The 20,065-nt window shown below is 38.1% G+C and carries 17 protein-coding genes; 13 read left to right on the top strand and 4 right to left on the bottom strand.

Translation table 11 applies throughout. The annotated features are described in order from the left end of the window. Window positions 1-7 precede the first annotated feature (7 nt). From ACJJVM_RS02815 to ACJJVM_RS02805, 3 genes are all read right to left on the bottom strand, one after another. Entirely contained in the window at window positions 8-1,420 is a 1,413-nt protein-coding gene (locus tag ACJJVM_RS02815) for a CCA tRNA nucleotidyltransferase (RefSeq protein ID WP_405210738.1), read from the bottom strand. 131 nt (window positions 1,421-1,551) lie between these two features. Continuing rightward, on the bottom strand, window positions 1,552-2,112 hold the full coding sequence (locus ACJJVM_RS02810; RefSeq protein ID WP_405210737.1) for an L-threonylcarbamoyladenylate synthase: 561 nt from the start codon (window positions 2,110-2,112) through the stop codon (window positions 1,552-1,554). Window positions 2,113-2,117: 5 nt separating this feature from the next. Next, a complete protein-coding gene (locus tag ACJJVM_RS02805) occupies window positions 2,118-3,236 on the bottom strand; it encodes a glycosyltransferase family 4 protein (RefSeq protein WP_405210736.1) in 1,119 nt (372 codons plus the stop codon). A gap of 26 nt (window positions 3,237-3,262) precedes the next feature. Here ACJJVM_RS02805 and ACJJVM_RS02800 point away from each other — a divergent pair, with 26 nt between their 5' ends. The 6 genes from ACJJVM_RS02800 (at window position 3,263) to ACJJVM_RS02775 (ending at window position 11,907) form a co-directional block, all read left to right on the top strand. After that, a complete protein-coding gene (locus tag ACJJVM_RS02800; RefSeq protein WP_405210735.1) occupies window positions 3,263-4,021 on the top strand; it encodes a Kdo domain containing protein in 759 nt (252 codons plus the stop codon). 124 nt (window positions 4,022-4,145) lie between these two features. Further along, the gene (locus tag ACJJVM_RS02795) at window positions 4,146-5,426 is read left to right on the top strand and encodes a DEAD/DEAH box helicase (RefSeq protein ID WP_405210734.1); all 1,281 of its coding nucleotides are present in this window, start codon (window positions 4,146-4,148) and stop codon (window positions 5,424-5,426) included. A 269-nt stretch (window positions 5,427-5,695) separates the two neighbouring features. Beyond that, window positions 5,696-6,910: a DUF4856 domain-containing protein gene (locus tag ACJJVM_RS02790; protein ID WP_405210733.1), complete on the top strand. Its 1,215-nt coding sequence runs from the start codon at window positions 5,696-5,698 to the stop codon at window positions 6,908-6,910. Window positions 6,911-6,979: 69 nt separating this feature from the next. Then, the gene (locus ACJJVM_RS02785) at window positions 6,980-8,101 is read left to right on the top strand and encodes an imelysin family protein (RefSeq protein ID WP_405210732.1); all 1,122 of its coding nucleotides are present in this window, start codon (window positions 6,980-6,982) and stop codon (window positions 8,099-8,101) included. Between the two features lie 7 nt (window positions 8,102-8,108). After that, window positions 8,109-9,488, top strand: coding sequence for an HTTM domain-containing protein (locus ACJJVM_RS02780; protein WP_405210731.1), 1,380 nt, complete (start codon window positions 8,109-8,111; stop codon window positions 9,486-9,488). Further along, window positions 9,469-11,907 carry a TonB-dependent receptor domain-containing protein gene (locus tag ACJJVM_RS02775; RefSeq protein WP_405210730.1) on the top strand — a complete coding sequence of 813 codons (2,439 nt, stop codon included), beginning with the start codon at window positions 9,469-9,471 and terminating at the stop codon, window positions 11,905-11,907. The genes ACJJVM_RS02780 and ACJJVM_RS02775 overlap by 20 nt, the downstream gene beginning before the upstream one ends. Before the next feature lie 89 nt (window positions 11,908-11,996). Here the strand turns inward: ACJJVM_RS02775 and ACJJVM_RS02770 are convergent, their stop codons facing one another. Continuing rightward, window positions 11,997-12,242 carry a hypothetical protein gene (locus ACJJVM_RS02770; protein WP_038600477.1) on the bottom strand — a complete coding sequence of 82 codons (246 nt, stop codon included), beginning with the start codon at window positions 12,240-12,242 and terminating at the stop codon, window positions 11,997-11,999. Between the two features lie 330 nt (window positions 12,243-12,572). Between ACJJVM_RS02770 and guaB the strand changes: the two genes are divergently transcribed. The 7 genes from guaB (at window position 12,573) to ACJJVM_RS02735 (ending at window position 20,035) form a co-directional block, all read left to right on the top strand. After that, on the top strand, window positions 12,573-14,045 hold the full coding sequence (gene guaB / locus ACJJVM_RS02765; protein ID WP_038600485.1) for an IMP dehydrogenase: 1,473 nt from the start codon (window positions 12,573-12,575) through the stop codon (window positions 14,043-14,045). Between the two features lie 174 nt (window positions 14,046-14,219). Further along, window positions 14,220-15,854: a CTP synthase gene (locus ACJJVM_RS02760; RefSeq protein WP_298354124.1), complete on the top strand. Its 1,635-nt coding sequence runs from the start codon at window positions 14,220-14,222 to the stop codon at window positions 15,852-15,854. 85 nt (window positions 15,855-15,939) lie between these two features. Continuing rightward, a complete protein-coding gene (gene yidC / locus ACJJVM_RS02755; protein ID WP_035328358.1) occupies window positions 15,940-17,826 on the top strand; it encodes a membrane protein insertase YidC in 1,887 nt (628 codons plus the stop codon). A 169-nt stretch (window positions 17,827-17,995) separates the two neighbouring features. Then, on the top strand, window positions 17,996-18,505 hold the full coding sequence (locus ACJJVM_RS02750; protein WP_035328361.1) for an RNA polymerase sigma factor: 510 nt from the start codon (window positions 17,996-17,998) through the stop codon (window positions 18,503-18,505). Continuing rightward, window positions 18,492-18,929, top strand: coding sequence for a hypothetical protein (locus tag ACJJVM_RS02745; protein ID WP_035328364.1), 438 nt, complete (start codon window positions 18,492-18,494; stop codon window positions 18,927-18,929). The genes ACJJVM_RS02750 and ACJJVM_RS02745 overlap by 14 nt, the downstream gene beginning before the upstream one ends. A gap of 19 nt (window positions 18,930-18,948) precedes the next feature. Continuing rightward, window positions 18,949-19,485: a DUF4252 domain-containing protein gene (locus ACJJVM_RS02740; protein WP_405210729.1), complete on the top strand. Its 537-nt coding sequence runs from the start codon at window positions 18,949-18,951 to the stop codon at window positions 19,483-19,485. Window position 19,486: 1 nt separating this feature from the next. Next, a complete protein-coding gene (locus tag ACJJVM_RS02735; RefSeq protein WP_298354113.1) occupies window positions 19,487-20,035 on the top strand; it encodes a DUF4252 domain-containing protein in 549 nt (182 codons plus the stop codon). Window positions 20,036-20,065: the final 30 nt, after the last annotated feature.

Genomic DNA, 20,065 nt, shown 5'->3' with positions numbered 1-20,065 from the left:
TATAATCTTATGCAGTAAGCCCCATAGTCTTTGCTTTATCCATCATAAAGGCAACGGCAGCTTCTTTTTCGTTAGGTATCTCTCCTTCTAGTATAGCTTCCTTTATGGCTTCTTTGAGCGTTCCTATCTCACGACAAGGTTTTAGATTAAAGGTTTCCATAATTTCTTCACCAGATACTGGTGGCTGGAAGTTACGTATGTGATCGCGCTCCTCAACCTCTTTCATCTTCTCACGCACAACCTTAAAGTTGTTATGGTAGCGTCTAAAGCGTTTTGGGTTTTTTGTAGTAATATCTGCCTCACAAAGCGTCATAAGATCTTCTATATAATCTCCTGCGTCAAAAATGAGTCTGCGCACAGCACTATCTGTCACGTGATCTTCAGAGATAACAATAGGGCGTGAGCTCATCAATACCATCTTTTGAACAAACTTCATCTTGTCATTAAGAGGCATTTTAAGGCGCTTAAATAGTTTGTAAACCATCTTTGACCCTACAAACTCGTGCCCGTGAAAGGTCCACCCCACTTTTTTTGAAAACTTCTTAGTAGGTGCTTTTCCTATATCGTGTAAAAGCGCTGCCCATCTCAACCATAGATTATCTGTATGGCGAGAGATATTATCTACCACCTCTAGGGTGTGGTAAAAGTTGTCCTTATGTTTTTGCCCCTCTATCTCGTCTATACCCTTAAGAGCAACAAGCTCTGGCAAGATATAAGGAAGTAAGCCTGTTTTTTCTAATAATAAGAATCCTTTAGAAGGCACTGGGCTCAACATTATCTTGTTAAGCTCGTCTACAATGCGTTCATTAGTAATAATCTTAATACGCTCTGCATTACGTGTGATAGACTCCATAGACTTGCGTTCTATCATAAAATCAAGCTGTGTGGCAAATCTTATGGCACGCATCATACGCAACGGGTCATCACTATAGGTAATATCTGGATCAAGTGGAGTGCGTATTATTTTGCGATCCAAATCACTTATCCCTCCAAAGGGGTCAATTAAATCTCCATAACCCTCATCATTAAGACGTATGGCTAGCGCATTTATAGTAAAGTCTCTACGGTTTTGATCATCTGCTAGCGTGCCGTCTTCTACTACTGGGTTGCGGCTATCTTTTGAGTAAGACTCCTTGCGGGCTCCTACAAACTCTACATCTATCTGGTTAGAGCGCAACATTGCGGTCCCGTAGGTTTTAAAAACTTGAACTTTAGGTTTGTTAGGTAACAGTTCAGAGACTTTGCGAGCTAGCTTTATACCGCTCCCTACGGCTACAACGTCTATATCTTTTACCTCACCACGTTTAAGGATGTAGTCACGCACAAACCCTCCTATGACGTATGTCTCGAGTTGTAAATCATCTGCAGCGCGTGAGATGGTATTAAAAATAGGATTGTTTAAAGCGTTTTTAAGATTCATTAGGTATGTAAAATATAAGGCAAAGGTACGGCTTCATTCCCTCTTTGTAAAAGTAGAATGAGCTGTAAAAAGGGTTGCCTATGTAGTATGTTTATGTGGGGGTAATTACGCTTTCGCGAAAGCGTAAAAAACTACTTTCTAATAATAGTTACTTTACCGTCTTCTGTAAGTTTTATAATAGCACTTGGTTTGCTAGATTTACGACTACGATCTATGTTTACTACATAATCTACACCATCTATAATCTCTTGTGAGATCTCGCTAAAGCTTTGTGGTGTAGGTTGTCCAGTAATATTTGCACTCGTTGAAACGATAGGTTTTTTAAACTTTTTAAGAAGAAAATTACAAAACTGATTGCGACACACTCTAAAGGCTGTACTGTTATTTGGTGCAATAACATTAGTCGCTACACGTATAGGATCGTCGTAGATAATGGTAGTGGGCTTTGCAGCATATTTAAGAATATCATAAGCTACCTCAGGTATATTTTCTACATACTGGTTGAGCATTTTGAAGTCACTAACTAAGCAGATTAGAGATTTACTTTCTGCTCGTTTTTTTAGGGCATATACTTTATCTACGGCGTCTGGATTAGTCGCATCACAACCTATACCCCATACGGTATCTGTAGGGTAGAGGATGAGACCCCCGCGTTTAAGTACTGCTAGTGCTGCGTCGTGTTCTTCTTTCATTTAGTTTATTTATTGAGTACCTCTCGGTATACGTTTATATATTGTCTCGCCGCCTCATCCCAGCAAAACTTTTTTGAGTGTGTTATACTTTTCTCTTGAAAAGCGCTTTTGTTGTGAGCTACCTCTGCAAGACCTGATGTTACTATTTCTGCCATATATTTGGCATCATAGTGATCCCAGTAAAAAGCGACATCACCGCCTACCTCTGGTAAGGAAGTGTTGTTAGATATAAAAGCAGGTTTGCCAAAACGCATAGCTTCGATTGCTGGTATACCAAAACCTTCTCTCAACGTAGGAAACATAAAAGCTTCACAATTTTTATAGTAATAAAATTTATCTAAGTCAGAGATACGTCCAGTGAGGTGTACACGATTTTCTAAGCCCAAATCTTTTATTGTTGCTTTTAGTTTTCCTTGTGCATATTCTGATGCCATTTTACCCGAAATCACCAGGTCAAATCCATTTAAATACTTGAGCATCTTAACCAGTGCGTGTTGATTTTTGCGTTCACATACGTCTCCTATAGTAAATAGGAATGGCCTGGAAGGTGATATCTCTGGAGTGTATGTGTCTGAAATTTCGACCTCTTTTATAGTATTTCCATTATAAATAATATACTCTGGAACCTCTGGCACTTTGAAATATCGATGTGTAGATTGTTTTGCAAAAGTAGATATGTAAGTAATAGCTGTCGCTCTATCTAGTTTTTCTTGAAAACGTTTGTTTCTCTTATGATTTAGATCAGATGAAATTTCATCTATGAAGTTTACATCGTGTACTGTTAGTACATAAGGTAAATCGCGTAGAGGTTCAATTTTCGTATTTTGATTGAGTGAATGCCATATATCAAAACGTTTCCGTATACCAATACTTTTATTTCTTGTAAAGTTGTAATACTTTTTTATTGCTACATTTTGACCAAAATGTTCACTCCATTTATTCTTATCTCTTGCGTGTATTACAAATTGAAAATTATTTGAATTTTGACGTATGAGTGCGTCTATAAGATGCTTGTTAAATTGCCCGAACCCAGAAAATTCATTTTTGAGGTTATGGCTTTCTAAAAAGATAGAGGACTGATTTGACATAACCGCAAAGATAGCAATACTAATGCTAGGTTTCATAGTTCACAAATCTGTACTTTTACCTCGTGAAACACACTTTTTCTGATACATATACAGGCGAGCAAGAGGAAATTTGCGCAATGATTGCAAATTTTGATACGCAAGGAAAATCCTTTGATGAGCGTGATCGTAACTCACTTAAACTATTTAATATAGGTGATGAGACGATTAATGTAAAGTCATTTAAAGTTCCTCACCTTGTAAATAAAATTGCTTATAAATTTTTTAGAAGCTCAAAGGCCGAACGCTCATTTACTTACGCACATAAGTTACTTGAGAACGGGATCTTAACTCCTGCGCCTATTGCTTATTTTGAAGAAGAAACTATACTCTTTGGCCATAGTTATTATGTAAGTAAGCATCTTAAGTACGACCTTACGTATAGAGAACTCACAACCGAAGGTATTTACAAGGGTAATAAAGAGATACTGGCAGCCTTTGCAAAGTTCACGTATACACTTCACAATAAAGGCATACATTTTCTAGATCATTCTCCTGGTAATACGCTTATAGTTATCAATGATGATGGCTATGATTTTTACCTCGTAGATCTCAATAGGATGAATTTTGGACCTATGGATTTTGAAACTCGTATGGCAAATTTTGCACGCCTTTCATATAATGAGAGTGATATTGCTATTATGGCAAAAGCTTACGCGAAAGAAAGTGGAGAAGATCAAGAAAAAGTTTACAAAGCTATATGCAATGCAACTCAGTCTTTTCAAGAGAAATTTCATAAAAAGCAAAAGCTCAAAAAGAAGCTAAAATTCTGGAAGAAAGCATAAAGTTGCGTCTATTGTATCTAGATTAATTCTTACTAGAGATATTAAGACAGCAAGTCGTTATTTAGTTCTACCTTCGCGATTATATAGAAGTGGCTGCATATAGGTCATTTCAGAAAACCTATTTATGTCATTTAAATCTTTGGGGCTATCTGACGCCCTGCTCAAAGCTGTGAGCGAAAAAGGCTATACAACGCCATCACCTATTCAACAAAAAGCAATTCCAAAAGTACTAGAAGGTAAGGATGTTCTTGCCAGTGCTCAAACAGGTACCGGTAAAACCGCAGGCTTTACACTACCTATGTTACACAACCTTATCGCAAACCCGCGACAAGGTAGGCGCAAAGTAAGAGCGCTTGTACTTACACCTACTAGAGAGCTAGCTGCTCAGATCTATGATAATGTGCGCGAGTATAGTAAGTATGTAGACATTAAATCTACAGTAATTTTTGGAGGAGTAAACCAAAATCCTCAAGTACGTACCATACGTCAAGGAGTAGATATCCTTGTGGCAACACCTGGGAGACTACTTGATCTTGAGAATCAAGGCCTACTTAGTCTTTCTGATATTGAGTTTTTAGTACTTGATGAAGCAGACCGTATGCTTGATATGGGGTTCATACACGATATTAAAAAAGTATTAAGACTAGTGCCTGCAAAGAGACAGAACCTGCTTTTTAGCGCTACTTTTAATAAAGATATTAAGAAACTTGCAAGTAGTATACTTACAAATCCGGTACTAGTAGAAGCAACACCAGAAAACACAACCGCTGAAAAAGTAGACCAGAAGACGTATAGAGTAGATAAGTCTCGTAAGACTGAAATGCTTATAAAGTTTATTAATGAAGGTAACTGGGATCAGGTACTGGTATTTACGAGAACAAAGCACGGTGCAAACCGTCTTAGTCAAAAACTAGATAAAGCAGGAATAACATCTGCAGCTATTCACGGTAATAAAACACAAAATGCGAGAGTAAAAGCACTTGCAGGTTTTAAAAGTGGTAAAATAAGAGTGCTTGTAGCAACAGATATTGCTGCACGTGGTCTTGATATTCCATTACTACCTTATGTTATAAACTACGAGCTTCCTAATGTGCCAGAAGATTATGTGCATAGAATAGGTCGTACGGGTAGAGCAGGAGCTAGCGGCCAGGCTATATCTTTAGTAGGTGTAGATGAGGTTGCTTATGTACGAGGTATAGAAAAACTATTAGGAGAAAAACTTCATAGCGAGGTGCTAGAAGGTTTTCAACCTACAGATACAATAGAGCAACTTAAAAAGGAGGCAGCCGAAAATAAAGCGCGTCACCAGCAAGGACGCCGTAATAGTCGTAATAACAAACCATCTGGTAATAGAGGTGGAGATACTTTTAATAGCCGTTCTAATAAGTCTAGAAGAAGAAGGTAGGTTTATAGTTTTTATGAAGAATTTATTCAAAAGTCCCCTTGAAGATAATCAAGGGGACTTTTTTTTTGACTTTTCATAAATTTTGAAAATCATTAAGTAGGTGTTTAATGTATTGATAATAAGTCGTGTGTGTGGTTAATTGTGCTATGTAAACTTGTCTTAACAATTTCTTATTCTTATTTATTCTAAATAAAGTTGTGTAGACCACTTCTCTCTATTATTTTTGCCGTCGTAAACAAATTTACTATTTATAATAAGTCTAAATAAAAATGAAGAACTACTTACCACTAGCACTAGCACTTACGACAATTGCATTTACATCTTGTGAAGATGATGATACAGTAATAACTGATGGAGGTACAGATATAGAAGTGACGGCACCGGCTACATACTCTTTTGAGAGAGATGGAGAGAGTACTGTAAGCTTTTCTGGTCAAACTACTAGAATACAAATGGCTCAAGAGCTTGTAAGCGAGATGAGTGATTTTGATAATGCAACTGTAGCATCACTATCTAATATGTTTTCAAATGAAGAAAACCCTTTTGAGAATGAAGATTTAAATGCTTCAGATAAAAGTATAAAGAGCAAGGTTGCTGCCTCAGCAGATTATTATGCTGGTAATACTGCAGCATCTGCAACAGTAAAGGCATTTTTTGAAGCACGTCTTGCAGATCAAGTAAACGAAGTTTTTCCTGCTCAAAACACAGTTGCTACAGAAGGCGTAGCTGGACAAATTGCAGATGGAGAGAGTACAAGATATGTAAACGCTCAAGGTTTTGAGTACAACCAGATAGTTGCAAAGGGACTTATAGGAGCTCTTATGATAGATCAAGCGCTTAATAACTATTTAGGTACGGCTGTTCTTGACGAAGCTACTAATGTAGAAGATAATGATAACGGTGTTGTAGTAGAAGGGAAGTCTTATACTAATATGGAACACAAGTGGGATGAAGCATTTGGTTACCTATACGGTAATGCTGCAGATGCGGCAAATGCAAATGCTACAGCAGGAACAGATGACAACTTCCTTAATAAGTACTTAGGTAGAGTAGAAGGAGATGAAGATTTTGCAGGAATTGCTCAGGAAGTATTTGATGCTTTTAAACTAGGTCGTGCTGCTATTGTAGCCGGAGATTATGAGCTTAGAGATGAGCAAGCAGAAATATTAAGAACAAGATTGTCTGAAGTAGTAGGAATACGTGCTGTATACTACTTACAGCAAGGTAAAAATGCAATAGAAGCAGAAAACTTTGGGACAGCTTTTCACGACTTATCAGAAGGATTTGGATTTGTATATAGCTTACAGTTTACACGTAACCCTAATACAGATGCACCTTACCTTTCTACAGAAGAGGTAAATACATTTATTAGTCAGCTTACAGCAGATAATGGTTTATGGGATGTTACTCCAGAAACACTTGATGCTATATCTACTGCTATTGCGGCACAATTTGACTTTACAGTGGAGCAAGCAGGAAGTTAATTTAAGTTTGTATGTTTTCAACAAGGGAGCCCATTGGCTCCCTTTTGGTGGTAAAAAGAATAATTAATTATGAAAAGAATTTTTGGAATACTAGCAATTTCGCTATTCATTTATGCCTGTGGAGGAGATGACACTACAGTAAGTACAGATGATACAGATACTGTAACTCCAGTAACTTTTGATCGTAGTGCAATGCTCACAAACTGGGCAGATAATATTATAATACCAGGTTATCAAGACTTCGTTGCAAAAGTTAACACCTTAGAAGCGCAAGTAGCCTCGTTTACAGATACGCCTAGTGATCTTACCGCGGTAAGAGCAGCTTGGCTAGATGCATATACCACTTGGCAACGTGTATCTATGTTTGAAGTAGGACCTGCAGAGACGGTTAACTTACGTCTTAATGTAAATATATATCCGGCAAATGTTGCTACTATAGAAGATAACATCACAGCAGGGTCTTATAACTTAGATCTTTCTTCTAACAGAGCAGCCAAAGGTTTTCCAGCAATAGACTATTTACTATATGGTCTAGGTGAAGACGACGCAGCTATACTTGCAATATATAATGGTACAGATGGTGATGCTTACAAGCAATATCTTCTAGATATAACAGCAGATATGAAAACTCTTTCAATCACAGTACTTAACGAGTGGGAAGGAGATTACAGAGATACTTTTATTGCAAACGATGGTGCCTCTGCAACGGCATCTACAGATCGTTTTGTAAATGATTATATCTTTTATTTTGAGAAGCACTTAAGAGCGGGAAAAATGGGAATCCCTGGAGGCGTGTTTTCTGGAAGTGTTGAGCCTAATAATATAGAAGCACTTTATGCTGGAGGTATCTCAAAAGATCTTTTTATAGTAGGACTTAACGCTACACAAGATTTCTTTAATGGTAAAGCATATAACAGTAGCACACAAGGTGAGAGCCTTGCAAGTTACTTAGATGAACTTAATGCAATAAAGGATGGGGCAGATTTAAGCGAGATAATTAACTCTCAATTTGATGTCTCAAGAACCGTAGTTTCGGCTTTAGGTAACTTTGAGCAGGAGCTGGCCATAAACCCTCCTACAAATTTCTTAAACGCTTATGATGAGGTACAACGCCTTGTGCCATTACTCAAAGTAGATATGGTAAGCGCTATGAGTATAAGCATAGACTTTGCAGATGCAGATGGTGATTAGATAACTAATGAGTACACGCATAACAACATATTTTAATACCCAAAGAGAGGCCGCACCACTAGCGGTCTTTCGTGTGTTTTTTGGTGTACTAATGTTTGCGAGTATTGTGCGCTTTTGGAGTTATGGATGGATAGAAAAATTTTATATCACTCCTAGCTTTCACTTTACTTTCTATGGGTTTGAGTGGGTGAGACCCTTAGGTGATTATACCTACTTACTATTTGCCATTTGTGCATTGAGTAGCCTCTTTATAATGGTAGGTTATAAGTACCGCTGGGCAATTATAATTTTCTTTTTAAGCTTTACTTACATAGAGCTTATGGATAAGACAATGTATCTTAACCACTACTACTTCATCAGTATGTTGAGCTTCTTGATGATATTTCTTCCAGCTGGAGCTTACTTCTCTGTAGATGCTATTACGCTTTCGGGAAAGCGTAACACAACCCCACCACAATTCATCCCATCGTGGACTATTGATAGTATAAAATTGCTTTTGGGTATTGTTTATGTGTATGCTGGTCTGGCAAAACTTAATAGTGACTGGCTCTTTAAAGCGATGCCGCTTAAAATATGGTTACCGTCTAAATTTGATATACCCCTCATAGGTAATCTTATGGGTGAGGAGTGGGTTCAGTATGCCTTTAGCTGGTTTGGTGCGGGTTATGACTTGTTTATTCCCTTCTTTTTGCTGTATAAAAAAACGCGCCCTTATGCCTTTGTAATGGTGATAATCTTTCACGTGCTTACACGCGTGTTGTTTCCTATCGGGATGTTTCCTTATGTGATGATTGTGAGCGCACTTATCTTTTTTGACGCAGCGTTTCATAAAAAGATTATTTACGCTTTCGCGAAAGCGTTAAAATACCCCACAGCACTACTTAAAACGAGTAGGCAATACGTTGCTAGTTCTGCTATTTCAAAAAATTATGCGGTTGCTGTTGTTGTAATATTCTTTATGATACAGATATTATTACCGTGGCGATACCTGGCTTATCCTGGTGAGTTATTCTGGACCGAAGAGGGTTATCGTTTTTCCTGGCGCGTGATGCTTATGGAAAAATCTGGATATGCTCAGTTTAAAATAGTAGACGGTGTGACGGGCAGACGTTTTTATGTAGATAACACAGATTTTTTAACTCCGTTGCAAGAAAAGCAAATGAGTTTCCAGCCAGACTTTATTCTCGAGTATGCTCACTATCTTCGCGACCATTTTGAGAGTCAAGGCCATCAAGAGGTACAAGTATATGTTGAGTCATATGTTGCGCTTAATGGGAGATTGAGTACAACATATATAGATCCAGAGGTAAATCTGGCAGAAATAGAAGATTCTTTTAAACACAAAACGTGGGTTACCCCATTTACAGATGAGATTAAAGGTTTATAATACACTTATTTTTATACTTATAGCAACTACTGTTATTGCCCAAAACAGCCTGAGCGGTACGATCTCTTCTCAAGATGGGAAGGCGCTAGAAGATGTTGAGATCTACTTAAGAGAAGCAAATCAAGTAGCTAGTACAGATGCGTCTGGAAAATACCGTTTTGAAAATATAGAAAATGGCACGTATAACCTCATCGTTTTTGGACTGGCCTATGAACTCGTAGAGCAACAAATACGTATAGAAGGAGAAACTGTAAAAGACTATACACTTACACCACTAGGTGAATCCCTAAGCGAGGTAGTACTCACAAGCCGAAGAGAAAAGATTTTTGCCTTACGATCTCTAAAAAAAGTAGAAGGAACTGCAATTTATGCGGGTAAAAAAAGTGAAGTAGTACTGGTAGATCAACTTACGGCAAACCTTGCTGCAAATGCCCCGAGACAAATATATAGCCAGGTAGTAGGCCTTAATATCTACGAGAACGGCGATGCAGGGTTGCAGCTTAATATAGGTGGCCGCGGTCTAGACCCTAATCGCTCTGCAAACTTTAATATACGACAGAATAATTATGACATAAGCGCAGATGTGCTGGGGTACCCAGAGAGTTACTATACACCACCAGCAGAGGCGCTTAAAGAGATACAAGTAGTGCGTGGTGCTGCATCTTTACAGTACGGAACACAGTTTGGCGGATTGATAAATTTTAAATTCAGAGAGCCCGAGAAAGACAAGAAGATTGAATTAATATCAAGGCAAACCGCAGGCTCGTATGGATTGCTTACCTCTTTTAATAGCCTAAGTGGTACGGTAGGTAAATTGAGCTATTACACATATTTTAATTACAAAGAAGGCGACGGCTGGAGACCTAACTCTCAGTTTAATAGTCGTAATTATTTTGCACACGTGGCATATGAGTTAAGCGAGCGCACTACACTTACGGGAGAACTTACCCTTTTTAATTATTTAGCAAAACAAGCTGGAGGTCTTACAGATGCTCAATTTATAGAAGACCCTAACTTTAGTAACCGTGATCGTAACTGGTTTGATGTAGACTGGAAGGTGTACTCACTGCGTCTTGATCACGCTTTTAGTGATAAAACAGATTTTAGTTTAAATGTTTTTGGACTTGATGCACAACGTAGCGCTGTAGGTTTTAGAACAAATAGAGTATCACAACCAGATGATGTAGAAGAGCCTAGAGAACTTCTTGTAGATAATTTTACAAACTGGGGAGCAGAGGCAAGATTACTTAGCAGGTATCGCATAGGTCATAAGGATGCGGTCTTCTTGATAGGAAGTAAGTACTATGATGCTAGTAATAGCCAGCAACAAGGACCCGGAACTACAGCTGCCGATGCAGATTTTAGTTTTGCAACAGAGCAGTTTCCTAATTATGAACGCCAGGCACAGTTTGATTTTCCTAATAAGAACCTAGCGGTTTTTGGAGAAAATATTTTTAATCTTACAGATAGATTTACGGTTACACCAGGCTTTAGATTTGAGTATATAAAAACAGCAAGTACTGGTTCTTATAAAGACATCGTGTTAGATCTAGCAGGTAACGTGCTTGTAAATCAAGACCTGGCAGATAATCGTGATTTTGAACGTGACTTTTTATTATTGGGACTTGGTACTACATACCAGCTATCTCCTGCTGTTGAGTTGTATGGTAACTTTAGTCAAAACTATCGTTCTGTTACTTTTAATGATATACGAGTGGTAAATCCATCTTTTGTGGTAGATGAAGATATTAAAGATGAAGAAGGCTTTACCGTAGATATAGGGGCAAGAGGTCGCATAGATAATAAATTTGCTTATGATGTAAGTGCCTTTGGTGTGCGCTATGATGACCGTCTGGGAGAAGTGCTTTTTGAAGATACAGATGGTAGTATAAAAAGGCGTCGTGGTAATATAGGTGATGCTTTTATTTATGGTCTTGAAGTTTTTACAGACTGGAACCTACGCAATACTTTTTTTGAAAGTCATAAAGAGTTTAAACTCAATTTATTTACAAACCTCGCGCTTACTAGTTCAGAGTATCTTAGTTCTGAGGAGATAGGGGTAGAGGGTAATGAGGTAGAGTTTATACCAGATGTAAATTTAAAAACAGGATTAAATTTTGGTTATAACAACCTTACAGCAAGTGTTCAATATACATACCTCACAGAGCAATTTACAGATGCTACAAATGCGCCACAAGATGTAAATGATAATCAACGTGGTATAGAGGGGAGTATTCCCTCATACGGAGTGCTAGATGTTTCGGCAGCTTACTCTTGGAAACAGTTTAAGTTAGAGGCTGGGCTTAATAATGCACTTGATGAGTCATATTTTACAAGAAGAGCAACCGGGTATCCTGGTCCTGGTATTATACCTGCAGAGCCTCTCACATTTTATACTACATTACAAATTAAATTGTAAGCCTATCTTTTACGAGATATGTTACTTACAACAAAAGCCCTCTCATAAAGGTATGAGAGGGCTTTTGTTATTTATTAATAAGTAAAGTACTAAGCTTGTGCTTGTGGTGCCCACGATGCACAGAGCATACCTGGTGCAGCAGTTTTTGGGTTTGCACAATCACTTTCTTCATAGCGCTTGCAAGTAACACAGTTACGGTCATCCTTAAGAGCAGCCTTCATTTCAAAGCTGTCACAAGTGTATGCGGAGTTTACGTGTACTTGGTGCTTGTTACAATAATTATCGTCTTTAAGTTGATCACAGTTTATACAGTTATGTGCGAGTTTAATAGCCATCTTTTTCTTTTTCTAAGTTCGTATTCTTTCTTAAAGTTATGAATAAAGGATGTTTGAAAATTATAAATAACTGTTAATCAGGTTGTTTGTATTTAGATTGATTAAGAATAAAGAGATAGTTGCGGTAAAATTGTTTCAAAATTTCTTAGCGATATTCTATTTAAATCACTCATTTTAAGTGTCTTAAATGTAGATTTGATAGATGGGCGAGTTATATTGATTAATTAAGCGTATCTTTGCACGCAATTAATTGTTAGCGTGGATTTATAGTAGTACGCTTTCGCGAAAGCGTAAAAAACTCCACTCTCACCTCTTAAAACAATAATTGCTATGACTGCACACGAAAATAAAATTCTAGGAGAAGGGCTCACCTATGACGACGTACTTCTAGTTCCTGCTTTTTCTGAAGTATTACCTAGAGAAGTAAGCATACAATCAAAATTTACTCGCAACATCACTCTTAATGTACCTATTGTCTCTGCGGCGATGGATACGGTTACAGAGAGTCGTATGGCAATTGCTATTGCTCAAGAAGGTGGTATAGGAGTATTGCACAAAAATATGACTATAGATGAGCAGGCTATCAAGGTGCGTAAAGTAAAGCGTGCAGAGAGCGGGATGATTATAGACCCTGTGACATTACCTCTTAAATCTTTAGTAAGTGATGCAAAAGCTGCAATGCGTGAGCATAGTATAGGAGGAATTCCTATTGTAGATGATAATGGGAAATTGATAGGTATTGTTACAAACCGTGACTTACGTTTTGAAAAAGACAATGACCGTCCGGTAAGCGAGGTAATGACATCAGAAAATCTTGTTACTGCAGCAGAGGGAACCTCTCTACAACAAGCAGAAGAGATACTTCAAAATCATAAAATAGAAAAACTACCTGTTGTAACAGGAGATAATACACTCGTGGGTCTCATCACTTTTAGAGATATCACAAAACTTACGTTAAAGCCTAACGCAAATAAAGATAAATTTGGTCGCCTACGCGTAGCTGCTGCTATAGGTGTTACTGGTGATGCTGTAGAGCGTGCTGGAGCACTTGTAAAAGCTGGAGTAGATGCTATTGTTATAGATACAGCTCACGGTCATACTAAAGGTGTGGTAGAGGTCTTAAAGTCTGTAAAAGCATCTTACCCAGAACTAGATTGTGTGGTAGGTAATATAGCTACTGGAGCAGCAGCAAAATATCTTGTAGAAGCGGGTGCAGATGCTGTAAAAGTAGGTATAGGCCCAGGATCAATCTGTACAACACGTGTTGTTGCAGGAGTTGGTTTTCCTCAGTTTAGCGCTGTGCTAGAGTGTGCAGCAGCAATTAAAGGAACAGGAGTACCAGTAATTGCAGATGGAGGTATACGTTATACAGGTGATATTCCTAAAGCAGTTGCCGCAGGAGCAGACTGTGTGATGCTAGGTTCTTTACTTGCAGGTACAAAAGAGTCACCAGGAGAGACTATTATTTATGAAGGACGTAAGTTCAAATCATATAGAGGTATGGGATCTGTAGAGGCTATGAAGCAAGGCTCAAAAGATCGTTACTTTCAAGATGTAGAAGATGATATTAAGAAACTAGTGCCAGAAGGTATTGTAGGTCGTGTACCTTACAAAGGTGAGCTTAACGAGAGTATCCACCAGTTTGTAGGAGGTCTTAGAGCTGGTATGGGTTACTGCGGAGCTGGCAGCATCGAGGCTCTTAAAGAAAACGGACAATTTGTAAAAATCACTGCTAGTGGTATAAACGAGAGTCACCCACACGATGTGACTATCACAAAGGAAGCTCCTAACTATAGTAGATAGAATTTTTTTAATTACGCTTTCGCGAAAGCGTAATAACACCCACAATAATAGGGTCTTCTTATAAATAAAGAAGACCCTATTTTCTTTCTGTAAATTAACGGGTGAAGTGTCTTAATGTCTCCTTAAAATCCCGTACTTTTACATCCCGTAAACGAACCTTCAGAAAATCCTTAAATGGCATCTACAAAATACATCTTCGTAACGGGCGGAGTATCCTCTTCACTAGGTAAAGGTATTATCGCAGCATCACTAGCAAAACTTTTGCAAGCGCGAGGATACAGAGTCACTATTCAAAAACTAGATCCTTATATTAATATAGATCCTGGTACACTTAATCCTTATGAGCACGGAGAATGCTATGTGACAGATGATGGTGCAGAGACAGATCTTGATCTGGGACATTACGAGCGTTTTCTTAATGCACCTACCTCACAGGCTAACAATGTTACAACGGGGCGTATCTATCAAAGTGTGATAGATAAAGAGCGTAGAGGTGAGTTTTTAGGTAAAACAGTGCAAGTAATACCTCACATTACAAATGAGATCAAGGAGCGTATCCAGATTTTAGGGAAGAGCGGAGATTATGATATCGTTATTACTGAGATAGGAGGAACTGTAGGTGATATAGAGTCACTACCATATATAGAGAGTATACGCCAGCTCAAATGGGAGCTAGGTAAAAAGAACTCGCTAGTTATACATCTTACACTTATACCATACCTTGCAGCAGCAGGAGAGCTTAAAACTAAGCCTACCCAGCACAGTGTAAAAACACTTATGGAGAGCGGTATTATGGCAGATATACTTGTATGCCGTACAGAACACGAGCTAGGGTATGATCTTAAGGCAAAACTTGCACGTTTTTGTAACGTAGAGCAAGAAGCTGTTATAGAGTCTAGAGATGCTAGTACTATATATGACGTACCAAACTTGATGCTTGAAGAAGGTCTTGATGCAATCTCTCTTAAAAAATTAGACCTGCCAGATGCTACACAACCAGAACTTACGAGATGGAATGAGTTTCTAGCAAAGCATAAAAACCCAAAATCTGAAGTAACGATAGGCCTTATAGGTAAATATGTAGAACTTCAAGATTCTTATAAATCTATACTTGAAGCATTTATACACGCAGGTGCAGAAAATGAGGTAAAGGTAAATATAGAGAGCATACATAGTGAGCATATCACTCCAGAGGTGATTAAAAATAAAATTGCAAACCTTGACGGTGTGCTAGTAGCACCAGGTTTTGGAGAGCGCGGTATAGAAGGTAAAATTAAGGCAGTGCAATATGCAAGAGAGCATAAGATTCCGTTTTTAGGGATATGTCTTGGTATGCAAATGGCAGTTATTGAGTACGGAAGAAATGTTTGTGAGTTTACAAAAGCAAACTCAACAGAGATGGACCCAAACACTCCGCACCCAGTCATAGATATAATGGAGGAACAAAAGAGTATCACAGATATGGGAGGAACAATGCGTCTAGGGGCTTGGGCTTGTAAGCTTGCGCCAGATAGTATTGTAAAAGACGTATATGGCGATGAAATCATTATGGAAAGACACCGCCATAGATATGAGTTTAATGACGCATATCGCGAGCGATTAGAAAAAGCCGGTATGAAAATTACAGGTACTAACCCAGATACAGGTCTTGTGGAGATTGTAGAAATAGAAGATCACCCTTGGTTTGTAGGCGTGCAATATCACCCAGAGTATAAGAGTACGGTAAGCAACCCGCACCCGCTATTTGTAGCGTTTGTGAGAGCAGCCGTTAGTTATGCTCAAGACAGTACGCGTGCCAGTATGGCATAAATAAACCCTTTGGCGAGTAAATTGCTTTGAGAAAATCACGCTTTCGCGAAAGCGTAATCAAAAAACACCCACCTAAACAGGATTAATGAAAAAGAACTTTGACACAAATTCACTTATTGGAATGCTCCTTATGGGAGGAATCCTTTTATGGATCATCTACTTTAATAAGCCTACAGCCGAAGAGCTAGAAGCTGAGAAAGCAGCACAAACAGAACAGGTAGAATCACAAGATACAGATGTAGCTAGCCTGCCAGTTGCACAAACAGCTCCTGCAGTAGCATCAGACTCTATTACAAATATTGCATTACAAAACAGACTAGGTGCATTTGCTTACTCTGGCTCTTTACCATCTGCAAAGGAGGGAGCAACCACTACTATTTCTAATGATGTTTTAGAAATTAAAGTGAGCAATAAAGGTGGATATATAACAGAGGTGAAGATGCTACAGCATAGCACTTATGACTCGATACCTGTATACCTTATTAAAGATGGAAACAGTACTTTTAATGTAAGTTTTAGTACGTCTGATAACCGTAATCTTAATACTAAAGACTTGTTTTTTGAGCCTAGTCTTTCTAAAAATGGTAACAATGATGTGTTATCTATGAAGCTTAAAGTTTCTAATAATGAGTACCTAGAGTACCGTTACGAGCTTAAGGAAGGCGATTATATGATGGATTTTGGGATGCGTTCTCAAGGACTTTCTACTAGGCTTAACACATCAAACCCTATGCGTATGCAGTGGGACTTTAAAGGGATGCGTCACGCACGTAGCCAGTCTTATGAAAATAGATACACGCGCCTTACATACAAGTATGAAGAAGATAAAACAGATAAGCTCTCACCAGCAGGAGATGATGATGAGATAGAAGAGGATCTTGTGTGGATGAACTACCGCCAGCACTTCTTTAGCTCAATGCTTATTTCTGAAACTCCATTTAAAGAAGCGAGACTTACCTCAAAAGATCTTTATAAAGAAGCAGACGATAGAGATGAAGAAACCATATTTACAAAACAATATGGGTCTGACGTTTTACTAGAAGCCAAAAATGGAGAGTTAGACTATGCAATGCAGATGTACTACGGTCCTACAGATTACACAATCCTTAAGTCTTATGATCAAGGACTAGATGAGGCTATGCCATTAGGGTGGGGGATATTTGGGTTCTTAAACAAGTACCTTGTGATTCCGTTTTTTGGATTCTTATCTGGATTCTTACCAGCAGGTATTGCTATTATAGTAATGACTATTGTTATAAAATTATTTTTATCTCCTGTACAGTATAAACAGTACACGTCACAGGCTAAGATGAAGATTCTTAAGCCAGAAATTGCTGCTATCTCAGAGAAGTATAAAGATAACGCAATGAAGAAGCAGCAGGAGACTATGGCGCTGTATAGTAAGGCAGGGGCAAGTCCCGCCGCAGGTTGTTTACCAGCGTTATTACAAATTCCAGTGTTTTATGCGCTATTTACGTTCTTCCCATCTGCGTTTGATTTAAGAGGAAAAAGCTTCTTATGGGCAGATGATTTATCTAGCTATGATGAGATTGCAAAGCTTCCGTTTGAGATTCCTTTTTATGGTGATCACGTGAGTTTATTTCCTATACTAGCTGCAGTTACTATTTTCTTCTCTATGAGATTAACTACAGGTAACCAGCAAATGCAACAGCCTACTCAAGAAGGTATGCCAGATATGAGTAAGATGATGAAGTATATGATGTATTTCTCACCATTACTTATGCTTGTTTTCTTTAACCAGTATGCAAGTGGTCTGAGTTTATATTACTTTATTTCTAACTTACTTACTATAGGTATTATCTTAGTTATTAAAAACGTGATTATCGACGAAGAGAAGATAAGAGCAAAGATAGAAGTGAAAAAAGCTAAGCCTAAGAAGCAAGGTAAGTTTGCAAAGAAAATGCAACAAATGATGGAGCAAGCAGAGCAACAGCAGAAAAACAAAAAGTAAGCTGCTCTTTTATAAGTATCATATCACAAACTCCTACCTCTTCAGGTAGGAGTTTTTTAAGTTTTATGGGGTATGAGAGCGCTTTCGCGAAAGCGTAAAAAGAAAATGTAACAACTGCTGTAACAAAACCTATGATGTATCGTCTTCCTAATAACTAACCAATTAATCGATGGACCAACACTCGTTCATAAAGCTTGTAAATCCTTTTAAGGATAAGATATATCGCGTTGCAAAGCGATTGCTCGTATCACAAGATGAGGCGCAAGATGCTACGCAGGAAGTACTACTGCGACTATGGACAAAGAGGTCTAAAATAAAAGAATATCGAAGTGTTGAAGCATTTGCGATGACGATGACAAAAAATTATTGCTACGATAAGCTTAAAGCTAAGGGAAGCAATAATCTTAAAATCGTTCATAACAATTATGAAGATCACTCAGGTAATACAAGCAAGCATATTGAGGTTGCAGATGAGGTCGCGTGGGTGTTTAAACTTATGGAAGACCTACCAGAGCAACAACGACTTATTGTACAAATGAGAGATGTAGAGCAAATGGATAATGCAGAGATTGCCGTGGCACTCCAGATGAATGAGACCGCTGTGCGAGTAGCACTCTCTAGAGCCCGCAAAAAACTAAGAGAAGAATTGATTAAAAAACGAAATTATGGAATCTCATAATATAGAGAAACTACTAGAAGATTACTTTGAAGGAAGTACTACGCTCCAGCAAGAAGCACAACTACGTGACTACTTTACGGGTGATAACGTGGCGCCACATCTTAAAGAGTATGAAAGTATGTTTACAGCATTTGCCGTAGCAAGTGAAGAGACTTATGATAGACCTATTGTATTACCTAAGCAGCACAAGCCTAGATATAGATTTATGGCAAGTGCAGCAGCAGCGGTAATAGTAGGACTAGTAATCTGGACACAAGGTACTCAGGTAGATAATCGTATCTCTACAAATTATGAAAACGAAGAAGTAGCCATCTTAAAAACCAAGCAAGCCCTTGGTATGATGTCTCAAATGATTAACAGTAGCACCACACAGCTGGATGTGGTAGAAGAATTTGACAAAGCCTCTAGCACCTTATTTAAATAAAAATCAAAAAACAAAGAAGATGAAAAAGTTAATAATGATAGCAGCTCTTGCATTAGTAACCCTAGCAAGTAAAGCTCAGAGCCCTTTTGATAAGTACGAAGACCTTAAAGGAGTAAGCTCTATAGTAATGAACCAGAAGATGTTTAAGCTACTCAGTAAAGTAGACCTTAACTCATCAGACCCAGAGATGCAGCAGTACATAAACCTAGTAGATAATCTAGAAAATGTAAAGATGTATACCAGTGCAAATGCAGGTATAATGGACCAGATGAACGCCTCTATGAAAGGCTACATAGCAAGCAGCGGCTTACAAGAACTAATGCGAGCAAAGGATGATGGTAAGAATGTAAAGTTTTACTATAAAGAAGGAAGTAGTGAAGACTATGTAAAAGAGTTTGTAATGTTCTTAAACGGAAATATGGAAGGTGAGCAACGCGCTGTATTCTTTCAGGTAACTGGAAACATAGATTTAAAGCAAATATCTAAGCTAGCTCAAGACCTAGATTTTAAAGGGAGTGAAGCTCTTAAGGAAGTTCAAAACGCAAAAAAGTCATAATATGTATAACACAATAAAAACAGTAGTAGCAGCCTTTGCGGTGGTGCTCACACTTGCAAGTTGTAGTAATAAACAATCGTTGCAAGAGTATTATGTAGATAATCAAGAAAACGGCGACTTTATTCTTGTAGACGTACCTACTAGTTTACTAGGTAAAAATGTAGAGGCGTTAAGTGAAGAGCAGCAAGAGGTTTTTAAAACCGTGCGTAAAATAAACCTAATGGCATACCAGACTAAGTCTGGTGACACGGCAGCAATGCAAGTAGAGCGCGATAAGGTAAAAGACATCCTTACCTCAGATGATTATGAGGAGCTTATGAAAGCCAGCGGAGATATGGGACAAATGCGTCTCTATTTTAAAGGAGAAGAAGATGCTATAGATGAGGTGATCTTCTTTGGTGCAGATGATAATAAAGGTTTTATGCTTGCTCGCTTACTAGGTAATGATATGAATATAGGAGATATGATGCGTATGGCAGAGTCTCTAGAAAAGAGTGATATAGATGTATCACAATTTGGAAGCATTATGGAAGTTTTTGATAATAAATAAAGTCAAAAAATGTTGAACGCATAAGCCCTA

This window comes from Dokdonia sp. Asnod2-E02 (assembly GCF_045063915.1).
Taxonomy (GTDB): Bacteria; Bacteroidota; Bacteroidia; order Flavobacteriales; family Flavobacteriaceae; genus Dokdonia.
The sequence above is the reverse complement of the archived record's forward strand: the minus strand, read 5'-3'. Positions and strand labels throughout refer to the sequence as shown.